Origin of the sequence: Paractinoplanes maris (assembly GCF_023544465.1) — a bacterium.
GTDB lineage: Bacteria > Actinomycetota > Actinomycetes > Mycobacteriales > Micromonosporaceae > Actinoplanes > Actinoplanes maris.
On record NZ_JALPVL010000018.1, the window covers coordinates 61747 to 84756 of the forward strand.

Consider the following 23010-nt stretch of genomic DNA (forward strand, 5'->3'; position numbering starts at 1 on the left):
GATGGACCAGAACGAACTCAGCGTCGATCCCGCGGAGGGCAGCCACGTCGAGCAGGGCGTGGTCGAGCACCCGAACGCGGAGGACTTCGAGCACGCCCGGACCCTGCCGGCCGACCGGACGTGGTTCCAGCGAGCCGTCTTCTACGAGGTTCTGGTCCGGGCGTTCTACGACTCCGGCACGGACGGCTCGGGCGACCTCCGCGGCCTGATCGAACGCCTCGACTATCTGCAGTGGCTCGGCGTCGACTGCCTGTGGCTGCCGCCGTTCTACGAGTCGCCGCTGCGCGACGGCGGCTACGACATCAGCGACTTCTACAAGGTGCTGCCCGAGTTCGGCACGGTCGAGGACTTCGTAGCCCTGCTCGACGCGGCTCACAAGCGCGGCATCCGGGTGATCACCGACCTGGTCATGAACCACACCTCGGACCAGCACCTGTGGTTCCAGGAGTCGCGGCGCGACCCCGAGGGGCCGTACGGCGACTTCTACGTCTGGAGCGACACCTCCGAGAAGTACGAGGACGCCCGGGTCATCTTCGTCGACACCGAGGAGTCGAACTGGACGTTCGACCCGGTGCGCCGGCAGTTCTTCTGGCACCGCTTCTTCTCGCACCAGCCCGACCTCAACTACGACAACCCGGCCGTGCAGAACGCGATGCTCGACGTGCTGCGCTTCTGGCTCGACCTGGGCATCGACGGCTTCCGGCTGGACGCGGTGCCCTACCTGTTCGAGCGCGAGGGCACCAACGGCGAGAACCTGCCCGAGACGCACGCCTTCCTCAAGCACTGCCGCAAGGTGATCGACGACGAGTTCCCCGGGCGCGTGCTGCTGGCCGAGGCCAACCAGTGGCCGGCCGACGTGGTCGAGTATTTCGGTGACTCGAAAGCCGGCGGCGACGAGTGCCACATGGCGTTCCACTTCCCGCTGATGCCGCGGATCTTCATGGCGGTGCGCCGCGAGTCCCGCTTCCCGATCTCCGAGATCATGGCGCAGACGCCGGCCATCCCGGACAACTGCCAATGGGGCATCTTCCTGCGTAACCACGACGAGCTCACGCTCGAGATGGTCACCGACGAAGAGCGCGACTACATGTACTCGGAGTACGCCAAGGACCCGCGGATGAAGGCGAACGTCGGCATCCGCCGGCGGCTGGCCCCGCTGCTCGAGAACGACCGCAATCAGATCGAGCTGTTCACCGCCATGCTGCTGTCGCTGCCGGGCTCGCCGGTGCTCTACTACGGCGACGAGATCGGCATGGGCGACAACATCTGGCTCGGTGACCGCGACGGCGTGCGCACGCCGATGCAGTGGACCCCGGACCGTAACGCCGGCTTCTCGACGGCCCACCCCGGGCGGCTCTACCTGCCGGCCAACCAGGACCCGGTCTACGGCTACCAGGCGGTGAACGTGGAGGCCCAGCGCGACAGCTCCACGTCGCTGCTGAACTGGACGCGTACGATGCTGGCGGTGCGACGCCGCCACGAAGCGTTCGCCGTCGGGACCTTCCGCGAGCTGGGCGGATCCAACCCGTCGGTGCTGGCGTACCTGCGCGAGGACGGCGACGACGTCGTGCTCTGCGTGAACAACCTGTCGCGCTTCCCGCAACCGATCGAGCTGAACCTGCAGCACTGGAACGGGTACACACCCGTCGAACTGACCGGGCACGTGAACTTCCCGCGCATCGGCCAGCTGCCGTACCTGCTCACGCTCCCCGGGCACGGCTTCTACTGGTTCCAGCTGTGCGGGTCCGAGGAGAAGCAATGACGTTGCCTTTCGCCGAATGGCTGCCCCTGCAACGGTGGTACGCCGGCCGATCCCGCACCCTGTCCTCGGTCAAGGAGGCGTCGAGCACCGCGCTCGACGACAACCTCGACCTGGTGCTGATCGACGTGGAGTACACCGACGGCAGCTCCGAGCGGTACCAGGTGGTCGTGGCCTGGGAGTCGGGTCCGATCGTCGAGTACAGCGAGGTGGCGACGATCGGCACCGACGGCGACCGGACCGGCTACGACGCGCTCTACGACACCAACGCCGCCCGCAAGCTGCTCGCGCTGATCGCGGCCGGCGGCACCCGCGGGGACGTCTCCTTCGAGCCCGAGCCGGGGGCGACCTTCCCGATCGAGGCCTGGCCGCGGGTCTTCGACTCCGAGCAGAGCAACACCAGCGTCATCTTCGAGCAGGACGCGATCCTCAAGGTGTTCCGCCGCGTCTCGGCCGGCATCAACCCCGACGTCGAACTCAACCGCGTGCTCGCCCGCCAGGAGAACCCGCACGTGGCCCGGCTGCTCGGCTCGTTCCAGACGACCGAGAGCGGCGAACCGTGTCCGCTGGGCATGGTGACGGCGTACGCGGGGAATTCGGCCGAGGGCTGGGCCATGGCCACCGCCTCGGCGCGTGACCTGTTCGCCGACGCCGAGATGCGCGCCGACCAGGTGGGCGGCGACTTCCAGGGCGAGTCCTACCGGCTGGGCGAGGCGGTCGCGGCGGTGCACGCCGACCTGGCCGCGGCCCTCGGGGCCGGCCCCTCGGTGTTCCCGGTCGACTCCGTCCTGGCCCGGTTGCGCAGCACGGCCCAGGCGGTGGCCGAGATCCAGCAGTACGTCCCGGCCATCGAGGCCCGGTTCCGCGAACTCGACGGCACACCGATCGACGTGCAGCGGGTGCACGGCGACCTGCATCTGGGCCAGGTGCTGCGGGTGCCCGAGGGCTGGCTGCTGATCGACTTCGAGGGCGAACCGGGCCAGCCGCTCGACGAGCGCCGGATGCCCGACTCGCCGCTGCGGGACGTGGCCGGGGTGCTGCGCTCCTACGAGTACGCGGCCTATCAGTTGCTGGTCGACCAGGACGACGACGAGCACCTGGCCGCGCGGGCCCGCGAGTGGGTCGACCGCAACCGGGCCGCGTTCTGCGACGGCTACGCGCACGTCTCCGGCACCGACCCGCGTGAGCAGGGCTCGCTGCTGGCGGCCTACGAGCTCGACAAGGCGGTCTACGAGGCCGCGTACGAATCCCGGCACCGGCCCGGATGGCTGCGCATCCCGTTGCGCTCCATCTCGCGCCTCGTCAGCTAAGAACCCGAAGGAGATCCCCTCGTGATCGGCCACTCCGCCACCCCGCTCGCCGCCGACCAGCGCGCCATGAACAGCGTGGTGGCCGGTGACACCCATGATCCGCACGGCATCCTCGGCGCTCACCCGAGCGGGGGGAACACGATCATCCGGACGCTGCGCAAGGGGGCCAAGGCGGTCACGCTCGTCCACGAGGGTGAGCGCGTCGAGATGACCCCGGTGCACCCGGACGGCCTGTTCGCCGCGGAGGTCCCCGGGCTGGTGCTCGACTACCGCCTCGACGTCGACGGTGATCTGGTCGACGACCCCTACCGGCACCTGCCGACGCTGGGCGAGCTCGACCTGCACCTGATCGGCGAGGGCCGGCACGAGAAGCTGTGGAAGGTGCTCGGCGCGCAGCCGCGGGAGCAGGGCGTCGGGTTCGCCGTGTGGGCCCCGAGCGCCCGCGGCGTGCAGGTGATCGGCGACTTCACCGGCTGGGGACCGTACGACGGCTGGCCGATGCGCTCGCTCGGCTCCAGCGGCGTGTGGGAGATCTACCTGCCCGACGCCGAGGTCGGCAGCAAGTACAAGTTCAAGGTCCTCGGGCGCGACGGGGTGTGGCGCGAGCACGCCGACCCGATCGCCCAGCACACCGAGGTGCCGCCGGCCACCGCGTCGGTCGTCTACCAGTCCTCGTACGAGTGGGCCGACGACGCCTGGATGACCGAGCGGGCGGCCAAGCAGTGGCACCAGGAGCCGATGAGCGCCTACGAGGTGCACCTCGGCTCGTGGCGGCCCGGCCTGTCCTACACCGAGCTGGCCGACCAGCTGGTCGAGTACGTGGTCGAGATGGGCTTCACCCACGTCGAGCTGATGCCGGTCATGGAGCACCCGTTCGGCGGCTCCTGGGGTTACCAGGTCACCGGCTACTACGCGCCGACCTCGCGTTTCGGCTCGCCCGACGAGTTCCGCCACCTGATCGACAAGCTGCACCAGGCCGGCATCGGCGTGATCTTCGACTGGGTGCCGGCGCACTTCCCGAAGGACGCCTGGGCCCTCGCCCGCTTCGACGGCACCCCGCTCTACGAGCACGGTGACTGGCGCCGCGGCGAGCACCCCGACTGGGGTACGTACGTCTTCGACTTCGGCCGCACCGAGGTCCGCAACTTCCTGGTGGCCAACGCGCTCTACTGGTGCGAGGAGTTCCACGCCGACGGCCTGCGGGTCGACGCGGTGGCCTCGATGCTCTACCTGGACTACTCGCGCAAGGACGGCGAGTGGACCCCCAACCAGTACGGCGGCCGGGAGAACCTCGACGCGATCAGCTTCCTGCAGGAGATGAACGCGACCGTCTACAAGAACTACCCCGGCGCGATCACCATCGCCGAGGAGTCGACCGCGTGGCCGGGCGTCACCCGCCCCACCCACCTGGGCGGCCTCGGGTTCGGCTTCAAGTGGAACATGGGCTGGATGAACGACACCTTGTCCTACATGGAGAAGGAGCCGATCCACCGCCAGTGGCACCACCACCAGATGACCTTCGCGACGGTGTACGCCTGGAGCGAGAACTACATCCTGCCGATCAGCCACGACGAGGTCGTGCACGGCAAGGGCTCGCTGACCGGCAAGATGCCCGGCGACCTGTGGCAGAAACTGGCCAACACCCGCGCCCTGCTCGGCTTCATGTGGGCCTTCACCGGCAAGCAGCTGCTGTTCATGGGTGGCGAGATGGGTGACCTGCGCGAGTGGAGCGAGGAGCGCGGGCTCGACTGGGAGCTGCCCGAGGACCCGCAGTTCGGCGGCGTGCAGTCCCTGGTCAAAGACCTCAACCGGGTCTACAAGGACACGCCCGCGCTGTGGACGCAGGACACCTCGGCCAGCGGCTTCCGCTGGATCACCAGCGAGGACTCGCAGCACAACACGTTCTCGTTCGTGCGGTTCGCGCCGAACGGCGACCCGCTGGCCTGTGTGGTGAACTTCGCCGCCGTGCCGCACGAGGGCTACCGCATCGGCCTGCCCCGCCCCGGCCGCTGGGAAGAGGTCATCAACACCGACAGCGAGCTGTACGGCGGCTCCGGGGTCGGCAACCTGGGCGAGGTCCAGACCGACGACCTGGCCTGGCACGGCTTCGACCAGTCGGTGTCGCTGCGGGTGCCGCCGCTCGGTGCGGTCTGGCTCCGCCTCGCCCCGGAGACACCTCTTGAATCGGTCGACATTCGTCAATAGGTTCTAGGAGAGCCCGCCGGGGATTCGTCCCCGGCGGGCCGGAACCCGACGGAGGTGCGCCCATGGAGAGCCCCGCGCTGGAGACCACCGGCCTCGACCAGGCCGACGACGACCTTCTGGCCGAGCTCAGCCCGGCCCTGCGCGCCGCCGTCGAGCGCGTGTACTCCCCGGAGGACCAGGAAGGCCCCGGCGGGTTCACCTCGTTCGTGGACGCCGATCTCTAGTCGCCGCCCCCACCATGGACGTCCGATGGCCCGACGGCCTCGACGTGACGGCGCTGACGGCCGACGGGTGGCAGCCCAAGCGCTTCAACCAGTTCGTCGTCAAGATTCACAGCCGCGAGTGCGCGATCCACGAGGTGTGCGGGGCGGGCAACTACACCCACCGCTTTCACGAGGACACCGGCTTCCTCAACCCCTCCGTCTACTGCGCGGACCTGGCCCTGTTCATCGGCCACATCCAGGACCGCGTGTCCGGCGAGCTGGCGACGATCCGGACAAGGAGGCCGCCGGGTGCAGACCGGGATTGACCCGCTGGTGCGCGATCTCGGCACCGGCTTCGGATCGGCCGAGGGCCTGGCCCGGCTCGCGGCGGGTCAGCGGCAGAAGCGGCGGGTGCTGCTGCGCATGCTCCTGAACGACGCCGGCGGCATCGAACGGTCCGGTCTGGCCGAGGCGGCCCGGCACGTCACCGACGAGATGCTGGACCACCCCAACCTCGGCGTCTGGCTCGTACGCTGCCTGCGGCGGCTCAACCACCCCGGCGGGGAGGTGCCGCTCTGGGCCGACCTCGGCTATCTGGGCTGGTTGCGGGCCGCGCAGTTCATCACGTCGCGACAGGCCGGCAGCGTCGAGGTCGTGGTGCGCGACGGCGCGGTCATGCTGCCGGGGCTCGGCCTGGCCCGGCTCGCCCCGCCCGGCACGCACGGGTTGGCGACGCTGTCGGGACGGTTCGAGTTCACCATGGGTGACACCCGGCTGCTGGTGCGCGACCCGGGCAGCGAGGCCGACGAGCGGTGGCTCCCGCTGCGCAAGCTGGGTGCGACGTATTCAGATCTGCGGACGGTCCTCCTCGACGACCTCGACCCGTTCCGGGACTTCTCCGACCCGTACACGAAAGCGCAGTTGACCGCTCCGCCCCCGCGACTGACCGCGGCGCAGGCGGCGGCCTGGTCCCGGGCCTTCCTCGGCGGGCTCGAGATCCTCCGGCGGCAGTACGAGGACTACTCGGCCGGGATCGACCAGGTGCTGCGGTCAGTGGTGCCGCTGACCGCGGAGCCGGTGGCCAACGGGGTCAGCAACACGTCGCTGTACGCCTACGGCGGGGTGAACATGAGCGCCGCGGGCGGGCCGCACCAGTTCGCGCTGACGCTCATTCACGAATGCCAGCACGCCAAGCTCAACGCGCTCACCGACCAGGTCGAGCTGCAGAAGCCGTCGGGCGTCAAGGATCTGTACGCCCCGTGGCGCGACGACCCGCGGCCGTTGTCCGGTCTGCTGCAGGGCATCTACGCGCACATCGGGGTCACCGACTTCTGGCGCACCTATCGGCACGAGGCCGGAGCCAAGTCGGCCATGGCCGACGTCGAGTTCGCCCGCTGGCGCTCCCAGGTGCGGCAGGCGCTGCTCGTGGCGGCCGCCTCGCCGCTGCTGACCGAGGCCGGGACGGCCTTCGTCGACGCGATGGGCACGGCTGTCCGGCACTGGTCGCACGAGACCGTACCCGGCCGCCTGGAGTCGCTGGCCCGCGAGGCCTCGGCCGGTCACCTGGTCGCGTGGCGGGTCCGCAACATGACCGTCGACGTCTCTGACCTGCACCAACGGCGGCTGGCCGGGCTGAGTGCGGGTCCCCTGCCCGAGTCGGCCGTGGTCCCGGCGCCGACGGTCCCGTCCCGCACCCGGTTGCCGGTCGGCTACCTCAAGATGAACCAGGCGGCCGGGGTGCGACCGGACGCCGCGATCCCGGCCTCCGACCTGGCCTACACCGAGGGCGATCACGAGCGGGCGCTGACGCTCTACACCGCGGAGATCGCCGAGTCGCCGGACAGCCCCGAGTCGTGGGCGGGCCTGGCCCTGAGCCTGCGGCACCTGACCGACGAGGAGTCGGTCAGCGCGCTGTTCCAACGGCCCGAGGTGGTCGTGGCGCTGCACCGAGCCGCGCCGGGCGACATCGTCGAGCTCACCGCCTGGCTCTCCGCTTGATCCTGGCCAACCGGCGCTTCCTCGCCTTGTGGAGCGGCAACGCCCTGCTGCTGATCGGCACCTCCGGTGTCCGGCTTGTCCCCTGCTGGCACCGGCCCTGTTCGACTCGCCGCCGCCGGCCGGGTGTCCGATGAGGACAGCGTGCGTCCGGTGGAGGAACTAGTCTGCGAGGCGCCGGGCTCTCGGGGGCCGGCGGAAAGGGGCGACGGTGCCGCATGTGAGTGGTGGGCGGATCGGGTTCGGGGCGATGCAGTTGCCTACGTCGGCGGGTGAGCGGGCGGCGTCGGTGGCTGTGCTGCGGCGGGCTGTCGAGCTCGGGGTGCCGCTGATCGACACGGCCTACCTCTACGGCGGCGGCGCCAACGAGGAGCTCATCGCCGAGGCCCTCCACCCGTACCCGTCGACCGTGACGATCACGACCAAGGTCGGCGTCACCGGCTCGGGGGACCTGAGCGACTGGCGGCTCGACGGCCGGCCCGACTCGTTACGCCGTCAGGTGGACGGCTGCCTGAGCCGCCTGCGCGTCGAGCAGATCGCGCTGCTGCAGCTCCACCGGATCGACCCCGACGTGCCCCTGGCCGACCAGGTCGGCACGCTGGGCGAGCTGGTCGCCGAAGGCAAGGCGGCCCGGATCGGCCTGTCCGAGGTCTCGGTCGCACAGCTGGACGAAGCCCGCGCCATCACCGACGTCGCCACTGTCCAGAACCGCTACAACATTGCCGACCGCACCCACGAGCCGGTCCTGCGGGCGTGCACCCGGCTGGGCATCGTCTTCCTGCCGTGGCGCCCGCTGGCCCACGCCGGGGGCGAGGTCGAGACCGTCGCGGCCGAGCTCGGCGCCACCCCCGCCCAGGTCGCGCTGGCCTGGTTGCTGGCCCGCTCCCCCGTCATGCTGCCCATCCCCGGCACCGCCCAGCTCGCCCACCTGGAGCAGAACCAGGCCGCCGAGCGGCTGAGCCTCACCGCCGGCCAGAAGTCCCGCATCGACTAGCTCGCGCCTTCCGTCATCATGGACGACATGGACACCCCTCCCGCCGAGCTGACCGCGGCCGCCGAGGCCTTGCGCCAGGATCTGGGCACCGAGCACCAAGGCCTGCTCAAGATCGTGTCGGAGTTCGACGGCCGCCTGATGATCGTCAAGGGTTGGTCGGTCACCCTGTCCCTGGCCGGGCTCGGGCTCGGCTTCCAGACGGGGCATTACGCGCTCTTCGCCATAGCGGCGGCCACCGCGCTGGGGTTCTGGTTCATCGACGCGCAGGTGAAGCGCCACCAGATGCACTATTACGCCCGGATGCGCGACATCGAGGTCGCGGCCTACCACCTCAACCATCAGACCGTCGACGGCGTGGGAGTGTCGGCCCCGCTGGTCGACTGGTACTGGGGTTACACCGGCGCCGGACCGGACTTCCGGCTCGACCCTCCACAGCGGAGGACGCCGGAGGAGGTCCGAAAGATGCTGGCGCAGGCGCCGTGGATGCCCCACGTCTTCCTCCCGCACGCGGTGGCGGTGCTGCTGGGGATCGTGCTCTTCTTCGGTGCCCTGATGGATGTCGACGGACTGTCGACGCTGACGCCGTAGGCCGGGTGGGCACGCAGCTGACACTGTGTGGGCATGAGCGAGTTGCCGCCCGTCACGTTGGTGCCGTTCACCGAGGACCTGCTGCCCGCCGTGCAGGTGTGGTTCGCCCACGCCGAGGTGCAGCGGTGGCTCGGCGGCCCGGACTGGCCGGCCCGGGCGTTACGGCTGCGGGGCCACGGCATCGGCGAAATCTTCCGCGGCCGGCGAGTGCTGCGCGACCACACGTGGGTGGCCCTCGACACCGACGGCAAGCCGGTGGCCCTGATCGGCGGCGACGTCTACACCTCCGGACCCGAGCTGGGCCCCGCCCACGCCGCCGGCAACGGGTCCGAGATGGGCTTCGCCTACGTCGTCGACCCCGGGCGGTGGCGGCAGGGATACGGCACCGCGACGCTGCTCGCGCTGATCGCGCACCCCGCGGTGGCCGACGTCGTGCTCTTCACGGCCGGCATCGAACCGGAGAACGCGGCCAGCACCCGCTGCGCCGCGGCCGCCGGCTTCCACCCCGACGACCCCGCGCCCGACGAGGAGGGCATCGTCCACCACCTGCTGCGTCGCGGCTAACCCCAGCTGGTGGCCAGTCGGTCGAAGGTCTCGTCGTCGCTGTGCCGGGGGATCACGCAGGCCAGCTGACCACCCGGGACGCGCAGGATGTGGCAGTCGAGCCACTGGTCGATCTGCTCGGCGCCAAGCGCGATCAGCCGCGCGGTCTCGGCCTCGACGTCGTCGGTCTCGAAGTCGAAGTGATAACGAGCCGTGCCGTCGATCGACTGGATGGCCAGACTGAGCCCGGGCAGCACGCCAGGCAACGACGTGAACTGCGGCTCGTCGGGCACCGGTTTCGCCTCCACACCCAGCGCACCCGACCAGAACGCGGCCGCGCGGCCGGTCTCCTCCGCCGGTACGTCGATCAGAATGGTGGACAGGCGACTGCGATGGGCCACGCTCAACACTCCTCCGTGCTCGAATCTCTCCGGCGCCGACTCAACCACACCGGTACGACATCGTCGTCACGGTGCCGGGATCAGCCACTCCGCGGACAGCAGGCCGTAGAGAAGGTCGTCGGTCCACTCACCCTTGATGTAGGTCTGCTGCCGCAGCAGGCCCTCGCGGGTGAAGCCGAGCCGCTCGAGCAGGCCGGCCGACGCCACGTTGCGGGCGTCGCACTCCCCCGCCACCTTGTGCAGCCCCTGCACCCGGAACAGCCGATCCAGCACGGCGCTGACCGCCTCGAAGGCGTACCCCTGCTTCTGGTGCTCCTTGGCCAGGGTGAAGCCGATCTCGGCCTGCATCAGGTTGTCGTGCAGGTGGACGGCCACGTCACCGACGAGCGCGCGGTCGGCGGTACGTTCGATCGCGTACTGGAACCAGCCGGGTTTGCCGGGATCGGAGGCGATGAAGTTCGCCACCGCGGTCTCGGCCCGCAGCAGCGGGAACGGGGCGTCCCACGACTGGTAACGGGCGATCTCGGGGTCCGATCGGTACTCGGCCAGCCGCCCGGCGTCGGCCTGGCGGAAGCGCCGCAGCACCAGCCGCTCGGTCGCGATCAACATTCGCCGAGGATAAACCCCGACAGTGACAGCGAACGCCGGGACACCACCCGATACAGTGACGGCTTCTTATTTCTCCGGGACTGGGGGCGGTCATGCGTCCGGAGCCACTACGTTCGCACGATCCGGCCCGGCTGGGCTCCTACGAGCTTGTCGGCCGGCTCGGCGAGGGCGGCATGGGCACCGTCTATCTGGCCAGGACGGCGGCCGGCACGCAGGTGGCTGTCAAAGTCGTGCGGGCCGACCTGGCGCCGGACGACGAGTTCCGCCGCCGGTTCCGCAGTGAGGTGGCCCGGGCCCGGCAGGTGCCGCCGTTCTGCACGGCCGAGGTGCTCGACGCCGACCCCGACGCGGAGCACCCCTATCTGGTCGTCGAGTACGTCGACGGTCCCACGCTGGCCGAGGTGGTCGACGAGCGCGGCCCGCTGACCGCGGCCAATCTGCACAGTGTCGCCATCGGCGTGGCGACCGCGCTCACCGCGATCCACGGCGCGGGCGTCATCCACCGCGATCTCAAGCCGCGCAACGTGCTGCTCGCGCCGGGCACGCCCAAGGTGATCGATTTCGGTATTGCGCGGGCGGTCGGGAGCACCGCCACCGGCAACACGTCGCCCGAGTTCATGATGGGCACGGTCGCCTACATGGCGCCGGAGCGGTTCGGCGAGGCCGACGTCCCGCTCACCGCGGCGGCCGACATCTTCGCGTGGGGCGGCGTCGTCATGTATGCGGGCACCGGCCGCACCCCCTTCGAGGGCGACTCGCCGCTGGCCACCGCCGGTCGCATCCTCACCCAGGATCCCGATCTGTCCGGCCTGGCCGATCCCTTGCGCGAGCTGGTCTCGTCCGCGCTGAGCAAGGAGCCGGCCGACCGGCCCTCGGCCCGTGAGCTGCTGGATCGGCTGGTCGCCGGTCCGTCCCGGCCCGCCGCCACCGCCGCCGCGCTGGCCGGTCAGCCCGATCTGCGGGCCGCCGCCAGCCGGGCCCAGTCGGTGACCGGTCTGGTGGCCGTGCCACCGTCCGACGATCCGATCGTGGAAGTGCCGGCCATCCCGGGCATGGACGAGCCCGACTCTCCGAGCCGTCGCCGCCGCTGGTTCCTGCCGGTCGCGATCGCTCTGCTCGTGCTGGCCGTGATCACCGGCTCCATGATGATCGTTTTCGGTCCGCCGCCGGCCACGACGACGGCCGAGGCGGGTCAGTCGTCACCGGTGGCCACCCCGGCCACCTCGACCGCTCCGCCGGGCCCGCTGCTGCTCGCCGACGACCTCGACAAGGACCGGCTGTGGCTGGCCAAGACCGAGCCCGACGGCCGCTCGTCCTGCGTCTTCACCGGCGGTCAGCTGCACGTGCGCATCGACGCCAAGCCCCTCTACAAGTGCCGCGGCCCGCAGGACACACTGCCCGACGACCTGAACATCGAGGTCGGCGTGCGGCTGATCAGCGCGGGCGCCTGCGCCGCCGTCTGGTTCCACTTCAAGCTGCCGCGCGGCGGTCACCTGATCCGGGTCTGCCAGGGCAACATCTTCGTCGGCACGCACCAGAGTGCCGACGTCTCGGTCAGCCGCACGCTGCCGCTCGACAACCCGATCGCGGTCGGCGGCCCACCCGTCCGCATCGGCCTGCGCGTCCTGGGCGACATGGTGACCGTGAGCCGCGACGGCGTGCCGCTCGGCGACGCGCCCCTGGGCGAGGCCGAGATCAGCGGAAACCGGGTGCTGCTGGGCGTCTTCCTCGACCGGGACGCGCTCGACACCGGGAGCGCCGAGGTCGCGTTCGACCACATCGAGGTGCGGGGGCCGGCGACCGCCGGCCCCCGCTGAGTCCCGATCAGTCCTTGGTCAGGCCGGCCCGGCGCAGCGCGTCGGCCATCGCGCCCCCGTTGAAGCTCGACTGAGACTGCGACTGCTGCCGCTGCTGACCGCCCTGCCGCTGCTGACCGCCACTCTGACGCTGCTGACCACCGCCCTGACGCTGCTGACCACCCTGGCGCGGCTGGCCACCACCCTGGCGCAGCTGACCACCACCGCCCTGGCCACCACCACCCTGGCCACCACCGCCCTGGCCACCACCACCCTGGCGCGGCCGGCCGCCCTGGCCACCCTCACCCGGCGCCCCCGGCCCACGGTCCTCGCGCGGCTTGCGCACCGGCTCGTCGGTCAGCCGCATGGTCAGCGAGATCCGCTTGCGCGCCTCGTCGACCTCGACCACCCGCACCTTCACCACGTCACCCGACTTCACGACCTCGCGCGGGTCCTTGACGAAGGTGTTCGACAGCGCCGACACGTGCACCAGGCCGTCCTGGTGGACGCCGACGTCGACGAACGCGCCGAACGCGGCCACGTTGGTCACCACCCCCTCGAGCACCATGCCCGGCTTGAGGTGGCCGATCTTCTCGATGCCCTCGGCGAACGTGGCCGTGGTGAACTCGGGGCGCGGGTCCCGGCCCGGCTTGTCGAGCTCGCGCAGGATGTCGGTCACCGTGAGCACGCCGACCGTGTCGGTGACGAACTGCTCCGGCCGCAGCGCGCGCAGCAGCGGGCTGTTGCCGATCAGCGCCTTGATGTCGGTCTTGGCCTCGGCCAGGATCGTCCGGACCACCGGGTACGACTCCGGGTGCACCGCCGACGAGTCGAGCGGATCGTCACCGTCCGGGATGCGCAGGAAGCCCGCGCACTGCTCGAACGCCTTCGGCCCGAGCCGGGCCACCTTCTTGATCTCGTTGCGGTTCTTGAACGGGCCGTTCCCGTCGCGGTGCAGCACGATGTTCTCGGCCAGGCCGGTGGTGATGCCGGAGACCCGGGACAGCAGCGGTGCCGAGGCGGTGTTGATGTCGACGCCGACCGCGTTCACACAGTCCTCGACCACCGCGTCGAGCGACTTCGACAGCTTCGACTCGGACAGGTCGTGCTGGTACTGCCCGACGCCGATGGAGCGCGGGTCGATCTTGACCAGCTCGGCCAGCGGGTCCTGCAGGCGGCGGGCGATCGACACCGCACCGCGCAGCGACACGTCCATGCCGGGCAGCTCCTGGGCCGCGTAGGCCGAGGCGCTGTAGACCGACGCGCCCGCCTCCGACACCATGACCTTGGTCAGGTTGGCCTCGGGGTGCCGCTTGATCAGGTCGGCCGCCAGCTTGTCGGTCTCGCGCGAGGCCGTGCCGTTGCCGATCGCGATCAGGTCGACATTGTGCTTGCTGGCCAGGGCGGCCAGCCGGTGGATCGACTCGTCCCATTTGTTCTGCGGCACGTGCGGATAGATCACGTCGGTGGCGACGACCTTGCCGGTCGGGTCGACCACGGCCACCTTCACCCCCGTACGGAAACCGGGGTCGAGGCCCATGGTGGCCCGCGTGCCGGCCGGGGCGGCGAGGAGCAGATCGCGCAGGTTGGCCGCGAAGACCCGGACGGCCTCCTCCTCGGCCGCCTGCCACAGCCGGACCCGCAGGTCGGCGCCGAGGTGGATGAGGATCCGGGTCCGCCAGGCCCAGCGCACCGTGTCGAGCAGCCAGCGGTCGCCGGGGCGCCCGTGATCCGAGATGTCGAAACGCCCGGCGACCCGCGGCTCGAAGGTCGACTCGTCCTCCGGCTCGGGCTCCATGGTCAGGTCGAGCACGTTCTCCTTCTCGCCGCGGAACATGGCCAGGATCCGGTGCGAGGGCAGCTTGGCGAACGGCTCGGCGAAGTCGAAGTAGTCGGCGAACTTGGCGCCCTCGGTCTGCTTGCCCTCGCTGACCTTGGCGATGAGGCGGCCGCGGGTCCACATCCGCTCGCGCAGCTCACCGATCAGGTCGGCGTCCTCGGCGAAGCGCTCGATGAGGATCGACCGGGCCCCGTCGAGAGCGGCCTGCACGTCGGCCACGGACTCGTTGACGAAGGCGGCCGCGGTCTCCTTGGGGTCGAGCGCGGGGTCGCCGAGCAGCTGATCGGCCAGCGGCTCGAGGCCGGCCTCGCGGGCGATCTGCGCCTTGGTCCGCCGCTTGGGCTTGTAGGGCAGATAGATGTCCTCGAGGCGGGCCTTGGAGTCGGCGGCCAGGATGGCCTGCTCCAGAGCGTCGTCGAGCTTGCCCTGCGTACGGATCGACTCCAGCACGGCGGCCCGCCGGTCCTCGAGCTCCCGGAGGTAGCCGAGCCGCTCCTCGAGCGTGCGCAGCTGCGTGTCGTCGAGCGCGCCGGTCACCTCCTTGCGGTACCGGGCGATGAACGGCACCGTGGCCCCGCCGTCGAGGAGGTCCACCGTCGCGGTGACCTGGCCCTCACGGACGCCGAGTTCGGTGGCAATGCGCTGATGGATGGCAGTCGTCACGGCAACGATTGTCACCGACGCGCCCGCGGCTTGTCCCGCCGCCCCGCGCGAGGTAGTCCTCCGGTGTGGCGCCGCCCTGGTCTTTGCCCAGTTCCTGACGTTCCGACCACTTGTAACACAAACTCGTGAGCGCACTACCTAGGAGGTACTAGAGACATCTGATCGGGGCTTTGGCAGTCTTGTCACATGACGCTTGTTGTCCGGGCGGTCGCCGCCACCGATCAGGGCCTGGTCCGGTCCAACAACGAGGACGCGGTCTTCGTCGGGAACCGGCTCCTCGTGGTCGCGGACGGCATGGGCGGTCTGCCCGCCGGTGAGCTCGCGAGCGACATCCTGGTGCAGGCGCTGAGCGTCGTCGACACGAAGCCCGACACCGGCGAGCCGCTGCAGGACCTGATCGCCGCGCTGGGGACGGCGAACGAGCGCATCGAGGCGGCGGTGGCCGACGACGACGCCCGCGACGGCATGGGCACGACGGTCACCGCGATCATGCTGGCCGACGACCGGGTGGCCGCGCTCAACGTGGGCGACTCCCGCTGCTATCTCGTCCGCGACGGCGAGCTGACCCAGCTGACCAGGGACGACACGTACGTCCAGGCCTTGGTCGACCAGGGTGTGCTGAGCGCCGCCGACGCCCGCCGCCACCCCCAGCGGGCGCTGGTCACCCAGGCCGTGCAGGGCGGCCCGTTCCGCCCGGCCGGCCGCATGATCCCGGTCCGGCCCGGCGACCGTTTCCTGCTGTGCAGCGACGGCCTCTCCGACTACGTCGAGGACAGCGTCATCGCCGAGACCCTGCTGGCCAACGCCGACCGCAAGACCGCCGCCGCCGAGCTGGTCCACCGCACCCTGGAGAACGGCGCCCCCGACAACGTGACCGTCATAGTCGCCGACATCACGGAGAGCTGACCGCCTCGGGCAGTTCCCGCATCGTGCGGATCGGGGAGAACCACACCCACAGCGTGCCCAGCACCGCCCCGACGGTGGCGATCCACAGGGACGGGCGGACGCCGATGGTGGCGCCCAGGGCACCGCCGAGCAGGGCGCCGATCGGGCGGATGCCGTAGTTGACGGTGCGTTTGAACCCGGACACCACGGCCAGCATCGACGGCGGGGTGGCCGCGGTCTGGACGGAACCCACGGTGATGTCCAGGACCATCACGCCCAGGGCGGCGAAGAACTCCGCGGTGACCAGGGCGGTGAAGATCAGCCACTGCGGGCCGGAGGCCCACGGGATCAGGATCAACGGGGCCGGGAAGAGCACGAAGCCGACGATCACCGACGGGCCGATGCCGATGCGGCGGCTGAGCGGTCCGGTCACCGCGGCGCCGAGGAGGCCGCCGATCGAGCCGAGGCCGATGACCAGGCCCAGCGAGCCCGCGGAGAGGTGCAGCTCGGTGGTCACGTAGAGGACGAACAGCGCGGCGAAGATGTAGTTGAACAGGTTGAGCGTGGTCGCGCCGAGCAGGGCCGCGCGGAGGACGGCGGAACGAGCGACATACCGTACGCCGGCGGTCATGCCCTTGATCTCCTCGCCGGTCCCGGCGGGGGCTTCGGGGACGCCCACGCGGGTCAGGAAGAGCGCCGACACCAGGTACGTCACGACGTCGGCGAGCAGGGCGACCGGGGCGGTCAGCCACTGCACGAGGACACCGCCGAGACTCGGGCCGGCCACGAACGACGCGGCCCGGCTGCCGTTGAGCAGGGTGTTGGCGTCGACGTAGTCGGCCCGGCGCACCAGCGTGGCGAAGAGGCTGGCATGCGCCACCTCGAACAGCAGCGAGAACGAGCCGACCAGGAACGCCACGGCGCACAGCAGCGGCAGGGTCAGCGCGCCGGCCCACCACAGCATCGGCACGGTGAGCAGCAGGACCGCCCGGCTGACGTCGGCCACGACCATGACGAGGCGCTTGTCGCGGCGGCGATCGGCCCAGGCCCCGGCGGGCAGCGACAGGAAGAGGTTGGGCAGCAGGGAGGCCGCGGTCAGATAGCCCATCTGCGCGGGGCCGGCCCCGACGGCGAGAACGGCCAGCAACGGTACGGCGATGAGGGTGACCTGGTCGCCGACGAGCGACACGGTCTGGGCCGACCAGTAACGCCGGAACGCCGCCTCGCGCAGCAGCCGCACCGGCCCGCCGCCCCGGGTGCCGACGGCGGCGGTCATCGCGAACCCATCGGACCGCGCGGTATCGCCAGCTGGATCAGCTGGACCGGGCGGGAGCCCGCGGGGCGCGCCGCGGGGTCGGTGCCCCGGTCGGCGAACCGGGCCGTCAGGGCCTCCATCTGCTCGACCAGCTCGCGCAGCTCGGCCGCCGTGACGTGGACCAGCGCGTCGCCGAAGCCGGCGGCCGCGCGCCACTCGGTGGGCTCGTCACCACGGGACGCCAGATAGTCCTGGGCGCGCTGGGTGAAGACGCCGAGCAGGACGCTGTTGAGCTGGTCGGTGGCGGCCCGCATGGCCGGGTCGTCACTGTCGTCGTCCCACGCGGTCATCCGGGCGGTGGCGCGCCAGGGCCGCTCGCGGGCGTCCGCCCCGGGCACCCGTTCGGCGAAGCCGTACTTGGCCAGCTGGCGCAGGTGGAACGAGCAGTTCGGCACGTTGTCGCCGAGCGCGGCGGCGGCCCGGGTCGCCGTCATCGGCCCCTCGGAGCGCAACAGCCCGATCAGCCGGATGCGCAGCGGATGGGCGTAGGCCCGGAGGGTCCGCGGATCGGAGACCTTCAGCACGTGCGGCGTCGTCATTCCTAGAGAATGCTTTAGAAAGAGTTCTCTAGCAACCCCGTCGCCGGGGCCGAGCCTCAGGGTCGGTGGATCAGGGTCGAGCCAGGGCAGATCCCGATGCCGCGGGGCGGGCGGACCGCCGACCATTGATGCATCAGGCCGAACGAGCCAGAAGGAATGAGAGAGACACCCATGAACGCCGTGCACGACAGCATGTCCCGCCAGGGCCTCACCCGGCCGCGCGAGGGCCGGCTCATCGCCGGTGTCTGCGCGGGGCTGGCCCGCCGCTTCGGGATCGACCCGTGGCTGGCCCGTCTGCTCTTCGTCGTGATCCTGCTGGCCATCCCGGGCAGCCAGATCCTCGTCTATCCGGTCCTCTGGATCCTGATGCCGTCGGAGAAGCCGGCGTTCGCCGCCACTCCGTACCCGCCGGCCGTCTGACCCGCTACGTCGCCTGAGGCGGCCGGCCGCCCACCGACTGCCCGGCGACTTCGCCCGAGACCCTTTCGCTGGAGAGCGGCCCGCCTGGTGCGGGCCGCTTTCGCGTGAGCACGACCAGGGCCGCCACCACGACGACCGCGAACGGGATCGCGCCGGCCGACGACACCGCGTCGCTGAGCCAGCGCTGGGCGACCGCGGCCGCGTTGATCACCGGGTCGGTGCCGGCCAGGCGCAGGTTGCCGGCCAGCCGCAGCTCGTACCAGCCGTAATAGGCCACGTAGACGCCGCAGAGCACCAGGATCGCGCCCCCGGCGCGCGGCACCACGCCCAGGAGCCGCCGCACCCGGCCGAGCAGCGAGAACCGCACGAGCGCGACGGCCACGGCGGTGGCACTGACGACCAGGGCCATTCCCCCGGCGTACGCGAGAAAGAGCGCGACACCCGAGGCGAGCGACCCGGCCCGCAGGCTCGAGACGACCAGCGCCAGGAACGGGCCCACCGCGCAGCCGAGGGAGGCCACGGCGTACGCCATGCCGAAGAGGACTGTGGACCCGGTCGTGCCAGTGAGCGCGGGCGCCCGGACGGCCGGCGTCGGCAGCGAGCGGCCCGCGACCAGCCAGACCCCCAGGGCGGCCAGCGCCACCCCGAGGACGACGGTCAGCCAGGGCAGCCGCGGTTGCAGCACGCCGGCGATCGGGGTGAGCACCAGACCGAACACGCCGAACACCACCGCGTAGCCCAGCGCCAGCGCCGCTCCGGCCTTCAGCGCCCGACCGACCGCCCGAGTGGTGCCGGCCCGCCGGCTCGCCGCCGGGGCCGGGTCGGTCGCGACGAGCACCGAGAGGTACGCCGGGAGGAGCGCGAAACCGCACGGGTTGACCGCGCCCAGCATGCCCGCGGTCAGCGCCAGCAGCAGTTCCCCGCCCATGTCAGGCGACCAGCGACTTCACCTGCGAGGTGAGCTGGAGGTCGTCCAGATAGCCGGTGGTGACGACCCGGCCCGTGCGGTCGAGGACGACGTACAGGCTCTGCTCGGTGATCTTGAATTTCTTCCAGATCCGGCCGGCCTGGTCGTCCAGGTGCGTCACGTTGCCGACCTCGAGGTCCTTGACGAACTGGTGCATGTCCTTGTTGCCGCCCATGCCGGCGATGCCCAGGAAGTTCAGGCGACTGCCGTACTCGTCCTGCAGGTCACGGATGCTCTGCGCCTCGCTTGCGCAGGTGGCACACCACGGCGCCCAGAACCACAGGATGGTCGGCTTGCCGGCCAGGGTGGTCGCGTCGAACGCCGCACCGTCGAGGGTCCGGCCGCTGAACTTCAGCGTGGCGGGCACGGTGACCGGGGCGAGCGACTCCGCGGCCGATGGTGGAACGGCCGGTGAGGACGCGGCCGCGGAGGGCGGCGGGTCGACGAAGGCGGCCGGCTCGGAGGGCGCGCTGCCGCAGCCGGCCAGGAGCAGCACGGCGGCCAGCAGCGCACGCCTCACTTCGTGACCTCTTCGGTCAGGCGCAGGGCCAGCGCCGGGCAGACGTTGACCGCCTTGCGGGCACCGTTCTCGAGCCACGGCGGCAGCGGGGTCTGCGGGAACGCCGGGAAGCCGTTCGCGTCGAGCCGGATGATCTCGGGCGCGACCGCCGAGCACAGGCCGTGGCCGTCGCAGCGCGACCAGTCCACCGCGAGCCGCCGGGCGCCCTGCTCGGCCGTGTAGGGCAGCGGGAGGATGCCGCGGACGCTCTTGCCGCAGCCCTCACCGTTGGTGTGCGCCTCGACGTCCTTGGCGAAGACCTCGAGCGCCGACAGCGCGAACCGGGCCGTGCCGTCGGGGTGGCTGCACGCGCCGCGACCCTTGACCACACCGGCCGCCTGCCGCACGTTTTCGACCGCGTTGCCGCCCAGCGAGACCAGGGTGACCGCGCGGGCCAGGTCGGGCAGGCCGAGCCGGCACGGGCCGCACTGACCGGCCGACTCGCCGGCCAGGTATTGCACGACCTGGGAGACCTCGCCCAGCGGGCAGGTCTTGGAGCCGATCGGGATCAGCATGCCCGCGCCGAGCGTGCCACCGACCCCGGCGAAGCCCTTGCGCGAGATCGTGACGGTCTGCGCGGCCTCGGCGGTGATCCACTTGCCGTGGTAGCCACCGACCAGCAGGCCGGGGCCGATGTCGGCGCCACACATGGTGAGCACGTCCATCAGCGGGGTGCCGGTCGGTGCCTCGACCACGGCCGGGCTGCTGGCCGAGCCGCCGACGGTCAGCATGACCGTGCCCGGCTCCTCGGGGATGCCGACCGCGTTGTACTCCCACGGGCCGAGCCGGGCCGCGATGGCCAGCTGCGAATACGTCTCGGCGTTGGACAGCAGGGTGGGCAGGCCCATCACGCCGTTGTCGCTGGAGCGCACCTTGCGGCCGGGCGGGATGTGCGCCTCACCGTTGATGCCACGCACCAGCGCGCCGCCCTCACCGGAGATGAACCGGTGGGGCACGGTGACGATGCGGGTCGGGCAGGGCATCCGGCGCTCGGCCAGGGCGGCCGTGATCGAGCTCTGGCCGATGCCGTCGTCGGCGATGCCGATCACGATCTCCTCGGCGTCGAGCGCGGCCGCGGCCAGGGCGGCGCCGTCCAGGATGAGGTGCGGCGCCCGGGTCAGGATCGCCTTGTCCTTCCAGGACGGCGGCTCACCCTCGGTCGCGTTGACCACGATGACCGGTGGCAGCTCCTGGCGGCGGCACGAGTCGAGCACGGCACGCACCTTGCGGGCGAACGGGAAGCCCGCGCCGCCGCGGCCGCGCAGCTCGATGCGGTCGGCCAGCCCGATCAGCTCACCGGAGGACAGCGCCGCGAAGCCGCCGTGCACCTCCTGGTGCGCGAGCAGGTCGAGACGGCCGTACTCGTCGAAGCCCGCGGTGATCCGCGGAGTGCCGATCGAGGTGACCGGCGGAACCTGAGACGCGCTCAATTCGCTTCCCCTCGCAACTGCGACCAGTAACCGTCGTCAGCCGCCTCGTCGTCCCGGCCCCGGCCACCACGGCGGCCCCGCGGGACGGCGTCGACCCGCTCGGGGTCCGGCCCACCGCGCCGCGAGCGGCGCGGAGCCGCGTCGACCAGGGTGGGCGTGTCGTCCGGCTCGATGTAACCGGTCCCGTCGACGAACCCGGCGCGGCTGTGCCGTCCCGAGTCGTCCGCGCGCCGGCCGCGGGGAGCGTCCTCGTACTCGTCCTCGTAGCGGGCCTCGGGGTACCGGCCGCCGCGCGGGCCGGCCGGCACGTCGTAGTCGTCCCGGGTGACCCGCGGCGGCTCGTCGTAGAGCGGCATGTCGCCACCGCGGCGGGAGCGGGGCGCGGGCGGCTCCTCCTCGGCGTACCGGCCGCGGCGGGGGGCCGGCTCCTCGTACGGCTCCATCTGAGCCCGGCGCATGCGAGTGCCGGTGTCCTCGAGGTCGGGGCGGCGCATCCGCGTGCCGGTGCTCTCGATCTCGTCGCGGCGCATCCGCGAGCCGGTGTCCTCGAGGTCGGGGCGGCGCATCCGGGTGCTCGTGTCCTCGAGATCGGGGCGGCGCATCCGCGTGCCGGTGCTCTCGATCTCGTCGCGGCGCATCCGCGAGCCGGTGTCCTCGAGATCGGGGCGGCGCATCCGGGTGCTCGTGTCCTCGAGATCGGGGCGGCGCATCCGGGTGCTGGTGTCCTCGCCCGGGTAGCGGCGGCCGCGCGGCTCGTCGAACTCGATCTCTTCCTCGACCCGGCGGCCGCGCCGCGGACGCTCCTCGTCGTACTGCGGCATCATGCCGGTGGGCTCGTCGTACATCTCCTCGGCGCGGGCCCGGCGCTGACGCGGGGCGGCCGGGGCGACCAGGTCGTCGGCGAGCCGCGGGTCGATGGCCGGCGGCGGAGCCACCGGCGGCGCGGTGACCGGGCCGGCGGCCGGGCGGAAGGGCCCGGTCACGGCGACCGGGCCGAGGGTCTCGGGCTCGATCCGAGCCGGCTTCTCGCGGCGGTTCGGCCGCTTCATGCCGGGCGACGTGGTGGGCACCAGCGAGCCGACCGGCTTCAGGCCGCCCGACGCGGCGGTCGAGGAGAAGTCCTTGCGGCGGTTGAGCGACACCGAGAGGCGGACGGCGAGACCGACGAGCACGCCCAGCACGCAGACGAGGTAGCTCACGGTGACCCAGGTGGCGGCGGGCCGGCCGGCGCTCAGGCCGTGCATCAGGGCGATCGGCCACATCAGGTAGGAGATGGCATGGATGCCCCGCCACATCCACGGGCTGCCGCGGCCGACGAACCGGGACCGGGCGATGCCGGTCCACATGACGAGCACCATGATCAAGCCGGACAGCGTGCCGAAGCCGACATACATCCGGTTGGGGCCCGCGTAGAGGAACGGGACGAAGGCGTCGATGATCGAGATGTGCTTCTCGACGATCTTGGTCCAGACGTGCACGAAGAGGGCGGCGACCGCGATCACGCCGGTGGTGCGGTGTGCCGACTGCAGCAGCACGCGCTGCCGGATCGACAGGACCAGCCGGTCGGTGGCGACCAGCCCGACCATGATCGTGATCGAGAGCGACACCAGGGCGACGACGCCCATGTAGTACTCGGCGTAGATGAAGAAGTAGTAATAGCCGACCTTACCGGGGGCGGTCATCATCGCCACTGCCCAGATCGCCGCCAGCACGCTCACGACGAGAACCATGACGGCTCCCCGGGAGGGCGGGCGGGTACCGGTAGCTCCGACATCGACGGCCACACGATTGGCGGATCGCTGGTTGTTCTTCGTCCGGGCCATTGACTCCTCGTTCTCCGCAGTGGTCACGTCCCGGTGGGCGGTGGGACGCAGGCATTCGTGGGGAATGCCCCCTGCTTCTGTTGTTGCCGGGCAGCGACCGGCGCTCGGCCGGTCTCTGCCCATCCCCCAACTACGTGCTGCGAGCGGGTTCGGATGAACGCTCGGG

Annotated in this window: 21 protein-coding genes; 12 read left to right on the top strand and 9 right to left on the bottom strand. The window is 71.3% G+C overall.

Annotated features, from left to right (window positions below; all coding sequences use genetic code 11):
• The first annotated feature begins 1 nt into the window (after position 1).
• The 9 genes from treS to NAG42_RS41040 all read left to right on the top strand — a co-directional run bounded on the left by treS (position 2) and on the right by NAG42_RS41040 (position 9618).
• Positions 2-1762: a maltose alpha-D-glucosyltransferase gene (gene treS, locus NAG42_RS41000; protein WP_250037928.1), complete on the top strand. Its 1761-nt coding sequence runs from the start codon at positions 2-4 to the stop codon at positions 1760-1762.
• Positions 1759-3069, top strand: a complete 1311-nt coding sequence (locus tag NAG42_RS41005) for a maltokinase N-terminal cap-like domain-containing protein (protein WP_250037929.1) — start codon at positions 1759-1761, stop codon at positions 3067-3069. The genes treS and NAG42_RS41005 overlap by 4 nt, the downstream gene beginning before the upstream one ends.
• 66 nt (positions 3070-3135) lie before the next feature.
• Complete coding sequence (gene glgB, locus NAG42_RS41010) at positions 3136-5274, top strand: 1,4-alpha-glucan branching protein GlgB (protein ID WP_250038066.1); 2139 nt, start codon at positions 3136-3138, stop codon at positions 5272-5274.
• A 62-nt stretch (positions 5275-5336) separates the two neighbouring features.
• The gene (locus NAG42_RS41015; RefSeq protein WP_250037930.1) at positions 5337-5498 is read left to right on the top strand and encodes a hypothetical protein; all 162 of its coding nucleotides are present in this window, start codon (positions 5337-5339) and stop codon (positions 5496-5498) included.
• Between the two features lie 14 nt (positions 5499-5512).
• Positions 5513-5803 (top strand): hypothetical protein, encoded by a 291-nt coding sequence (locus NAG42_RS41020; protein ID WP_250037931.1) that lies wholly within the window; start codon positions 5513-5515, stop codon positions 5801-5803.
• The gene (locus NAG42_RS41025; RefSeq protein ID WP_250037932.1) at positions 5787-7475 is read left to right on the top strand and encodes an HEXXH motif domain-containing protein; all 1689 of its coding nucleotides are present in this window, start codon (positions 5787-5789) and stop codon (positions 7473-7475) included. The genes NAG42_RS41020 and NAG42_RS41025 overlap by 17 nt, the downstream gene beginning before the upstream one ends.
• A 208-nt stretch (positions 7476-7683) precedes the next feature.
• Positions 7684-8466 (top strand): aldo/keto reductase, encoded by a 783-nt coding sequence (locus NAG42_RS41030; protein ID WP_250037933.1) that lies wholly within the window; start codon positions 7684-7686, stop codon positions 8464-8466.
• A 27-nt stretch (positions 8467-8493) separates the two neighbouring features.
• Positions 8494-9054, top strand: coding sequence for a hypothetical protein (locus NAG42_RS41035; protein ID WP_250037934.1), 561 nt, complete (start codon positions 8494-8496; stop codon positions 9052-9054).
• 33 nt (positions 9055-9087) lie between these two features.
• Positions 9088-9618: a GNAT family N-acetyltransferase gene (locus tag NAG42_RS41040; RefSeq protein WP_250037935.1), complete on the top strand. Its 531-nt coding sequence runs from the start codon at positions 9088-9090 to the stop codon at positions 9616-9618.
• Here NAG42_RS41040 and NAG42_RS41045 read toward each other — a convergent pair.
• Positions 9615-9998 (bottom strand): VOC family protein, encoded by a 384-nt coding sequence (locus NAG42_RS41045; protein WP_250037936.1) that lies wholly within the window; start codon positions 9996-9998, stop codon positions 9615-9617. The two genes, NAG42_RS41040 and NAG42_RS41045, sit on opposite strands and share 4 nt — an antisense overlap.
• 66 nt (positions 9999-10064) lie before the next feature.
• A complete protein-coding gene (locus NAG42_RS41050; RefSeq protein WP_250037937.1) occupies positions 10065-10607 on the bottom strand; it encodes a GNAT family N-acetyltransferase in 543 nt (180 codons plus the stop codon).
• Positions 10608-10699: 92 nt separating this feature from the next.
• Between NAG42_RS41050 and NAG42_RS41055 the strand changes: the two genes are divergently transcribed.
• Positions 10700-12424, top strand: coding sequence for a serine/threonine-protein kinase (locus NAG42_RS41055; RefSeq protein WP_250037938.1), 1725 nt, complete (start codon positions 10700-10702; stop codon positions 12422-12424).
• A 7-nt stretch (positions 12425-12431) separates the two neighbouring features.
• On the opposite strand, the gene NAG42_RS41060 is transcribed toward NAG42_RS41055, so the two are convergent.
• A complete protein-coding gene (locus tag NAG42_RS41060; protein WP_250037939.1) occupies positions 12432-14906 on the bottom strand; it encodes a Tex family protein in 2475 nt (824 codons plus the stop codon).
• Between the two features lie 186 nt (positions 14907-15092).
• Between NAG42_RS41060 and NAG42_RS41065 the strand changes: the two genes are divergently transcribed.
• Positions 15093-15812: a PP2C family protein-serine/threonine phosphatase gene (locus NAG42_RS41065; protein ID WP_250037940.1), complete on the top strand. Its 720-nt coding sequence runs from the start codon at positions 15093-15095 to the stop codon at positions 15810-15812.
• Here the strand turns inward: NAG42_RS41065 and NAG42_RS41070 are convergent.
• Both NAG42_RS41070 and NAG42_RS41075 read right to left on the bottom strand, forming a co-directional pair.
• Complete coding sequence (locus tag NAG42_RS41070) at positions 15799-17067, bottom strand: MFS transporter (RefSeq protein ID WP_250037941.1); 1269 nt, start codon at positions 17065-17067, stop codon at positions 15799-15801. The genes NAG42_RS41065 and NAG42_RS41070 overlap by 14 nt on opposite strands.
• Positions 17064-17645, bottom strand: a complete 582-nt coding sequence (locus tag NAG42_RS41075; protein ID WP_250037942.1) for a helix-turn-helix domain-containing protein — start codon at positions 17643-17645, stop codon at positions 17064-17066. Before NAG42_RS41075 ends, NAG42_RS41070 begins: the two co-directional genes overlap by 4 nt.
• Before the next feature lie 171 nt (positions 17646-17816).
• On the opposite strand from NAG42_RS41075, the gene NAG42_RS41080 reads away from it, so the two are divergent.
• Complete coding sequence (locus NAG42_RS41080) at positions 17817-18065, top strand: PspC domain-containing protein (RefSeq protein ID WP_250037943.1); 249 nt, start codon at positions 17817-17819, stop codon at positions 18063-18065.
• A gap of 4 nt (positions 18066-18069) precedes the next feature.
• Here NAG42_RS41080 and NAG42_RS41085 read toward each other — a convergent pair whose 3' ends face one another.
• The 4 genes from NAG42_RS41085 to NAG42_RS41100 are packed head-to-tail and all read right to left on the bottom strand — an operon-like array spanning position 18070 to position 22751.
• Positions 18070-18993 (bottom strand): cytochrome c biogenesis CcdA family protein, encoded by a 924-nt coding sequence (locus NAG42_RS41085; protein ID WP_250037944.1) that lies wholly within the window; start codon positions 18991-18993, stop codon positions 18070-18072.
• A 1-nt stretch (position 18994) separates the two neighbouring features.
• Positions 18995-19552, bottom strand: coding sequence for a TlpA family protein disulfide reductase (locus tag NAG42_RS41090; protein ID WP_250037945.1), 558 nt, complete (start codon positions 19550-19552; stop codon positions 18995-18997).
• The gene (locus NAG42_RS41095; protein WP_250037946.1) at positions 19549-21021 is read right to left on the bottom strand and encodes an NADH-quinone oxidoreductase subunit NuoF family protein; all 1473 of its coding nucleotides are present in this window, start codon (positions 21019-21021) and stop codon (positions 19549-19551) included. The genes NAG42_RS41090 and NAG42_RS41095 overlap by 4 nt, the downstream gene beginning before the upstream one ends.
• The gene (locus tag NAG42_RS41100; protein WP_250037947.1) at positions 21018-22751 is read right to left on the bottom strand and encodes a translation initiation factor III; all 1734 of its coding nucleotides are present in this window, start codon (positions 22749-22751) and stop codon (positions 21018-21020) included. Before NAG42_RS41100 ends, NAG42_RS41095 begins: the two co-directional genes overlap by 4 nt.
• Between the last annotated feature and the right edge of the window lie 259 nt (positions 22752-23010).